The sequence below is a fragment of the Streptococcus mitis genome, assembly GCF_003942965.1.
GTDB lineage: Bacteria > Bacillota > Bacilli > Lactobacillales > Streptococcaceae > Streptococcus > Streptococcus mitis_BH.
The window spans coordinates 1-2304 of record NZ_RJOG01000058.1; the positions used below are offsets into that span (position 1 = coordinate 1).

Annotated in this window: 3 protein-coding genes; all 3 read right to left on the reverse strand. The window is 32.9% G+C overall.

Going from position 1 to position 2304, the window contains the following annotated elements; translation table 11 throughout:
* Nucleotides 1-332: 332 nt before the first annotated feature.
* Genes D8837_RS09155 through D8837_RS09165 form a run of 3 tightly spaced genes read right to left on the reverse strand, consistent with a single transcriptional unit; the run spans nt 333 to nt 2171 of the window.
* Nucleotides 333-1091, reverse strand: a complete 759-nt coding sequence (locus D8837_RS09155; RefSeq protein WP_125456865.1) for an ABC transporter permease — start codon at nt 1089-1091, stop codon at nt 333-335.
* Nucleotides 1084-1908 carry an ABC transporter ATP-binding protein gene (locus tag D8837_RS09160; protein ID WP_125456866.1) on the reverse strand — a complete coding sequence of 275 codons (825 nt, stop codon included), beginning with the start codon at nt 1906-1908 and terminating at the stop codon, nt 1084-1086. Before D8837_RS09160 ends, D8837_RS09155 begins: the two co-directional genes overlap by 8 nt.
* Nucleotides 1909-1949: 41 nt before the next feature.
* Nucleotides 1950-2171, reverse strand: coding sequence for a hypothetical protein (locus D8837_RS09165; RefSeq protein WP_033679542.1), 222 nt, complete (start codon nt 2169-2171; stop codon nt 1950-1952).
* Between the last annotated feature and the right edge of the window lie 133 nt (nt 2172-2304).

Consider the following 2304-nt stretch of genomic DNA (forward strand, 5'->3'; position numbering starts at 1 on the left):
GAAGTAAACCCTACATTCTTAAAATAACTTAGTACATAAATGATAATGCTGTCGCCGCCATCAATATTGCAAGAACTATTTTCCAAATTTTTTTATTTTTTCCAAAAATCTTATCAGGTAACAAGCTTATTACAAGAAAGGTAATAAACAACACCAATTTAAGTGTATATATCATAAAAACACCTTCTTTCCTACAATTATATTATAATACTTTGTGTAAGCGAATACAAGAAATATGAGGTGATCAACTACGAAGAAATAGAAGGCTGAAGACAGTAAAAACCAGCATTTTAAGCGCTGGTTTATTGTTTTAAACTAGGTTTCTTACAAGCTTACTGACACTTAGCTTTAAAAAAAGTTAGTTTTTGAAGTTGATTAATTGTTAATTTTCCAAGCTGTACTCTTTTTTTATTTTTCAACCCCCAATAACTAAGGGCAAGTAATGCTACAACCCAAGCAAAAGTGATTCCCAAACTGTCAAAATTCAACTTGAAATCTGGTTTATTAAAGAAATCTACATAAGCTCCTAAGAAGGTTGTGTCCATAAATTTCTTAACCTCTGAGCTAACTTGAGAAAACATCGGCAAGAATGAAAGACCAAGCATTGGAATCAAACCATAAACCTGAGCCTGAGTTTGTGTCTCTGAAATAGCTCCAATTACTAGATTTAAGAGAATTGTACATAATGCTACCAGAGAAGCTACTACAAGGTATACAGGATAATCTTTTGCGAAATCCACTTCAACCATAATAGGGAAGGAAATAACTGAAGCTAAGGCAAAGATTACAGGATAAAACAACACGGAAACAAGATATTCTCCACGGCGAACTCCGCTTAAAATGAGTGTTTTAAAAATTCTTTTTTCTTTTTCCTCTGCAATAGAGTTTGAAATCATTGACCCAGAAGAAAATGAGAATGCCATTGTTAAAGAACTAAACAATAGTGTTTTCCCTTGAGTGCCATCTGTATTCATAAAATTTTGGAAGAGTAGAACCATAAAGAATGGGAATACTACCTGTACCAAAGTGTTTTTGTTTGTTAATAATACTTGTGTCCTCAACCAGATAAGGGCTAAAATTCTCTTAAACATCTAATTTTTCTCCTGTCAATTTAATAAAAATATCTTCTAAAGTTGGTTCACATGAGTGAATCGTCATTATTTTTTTATAATCTTCTTGCTGCAAGTCTTCAAAGCGCACTACCTTTTTAGTAGAATCACTATAGGTTACTGCAACATTCTTTTCCGTGTTGTATTTTTGGATAATTTCGCTTGGGCTTCCTTGTTCAATAAGATCACCTTTATTCAAAAGAGCAAGGTTATCACATAATAAAGTCGCCTCATTCATATCATGAGTAGTTAAGAAAATGGTTGTTCCTCTTTCCTTTAACTCCTGTAGTAATTTGTGAATCTTCTTTGAGGTGGTGGGATCTAACCCACTTGTAGGTTCATCTAAAAATAGAACTTTAGGGTAATTGATTAAAGCACGAGCTAAAAGCATTCGTTGACGCATTCCTGTAGAAAGTTTCTCAGCTGGAGTGTCTTTACTATCATACAGACCAACTTGTTTTAGAATTTCTTCAATTCGAGATTTTGAAACTCCGTATAGTCTTGCAAATAGCAACAAGTTATTGTACAAACTTAATTTTTCGTAATAACCACTTGTGTCACCTACTAAACCTAACTCTTCAAAATCTGACGGAAGTAATTTTTGAGAATCTTTCCCTAATAATTCTGTCTTTCCGCTGTTAGCCTGTAGCTGTCCTGTAAGAATATTGATCATTGTTGTCTTCCCTGAACCAGATGGACCTAGGAATCCAAAAATTTCTCCTTCGTTTATTGAAAAACTAATTTGATTTAAAGCAATATTATCTCCAAATCGCTTTGTAACTCTTTCTACATTAATCATTTTATTACCTCTTTCTAATTTTAATTTCTATTTTAGAAACTTCACTCGCTCCCATCAGTTATGTCAACAACTCTAATTCTAGGCTTTAAGTTGGAGTCCATTTTGATTTCTCTCATTTCATTTGGAAGCAAGAGAACTAATTTTAGCAACTTCTCATCAAGTGTTACTTTACATAGTCGTCTGCTATCTAGACTATTTTTGATAATCAGATAATCCTTCTTGACAAACTTTTCATCCATATAATAGTCAATTGTTTTTACCATATTTTCCTCCGGCCTGATAATCTACATCCCGTTTAAATAGAAATGTTTCTAGCATTGCGTTCTGCTTAACTTATTTACACTAACAGTATATCCCTTACGAGAGTAAAAAAACAGGACATAAATGTCAGTGGAC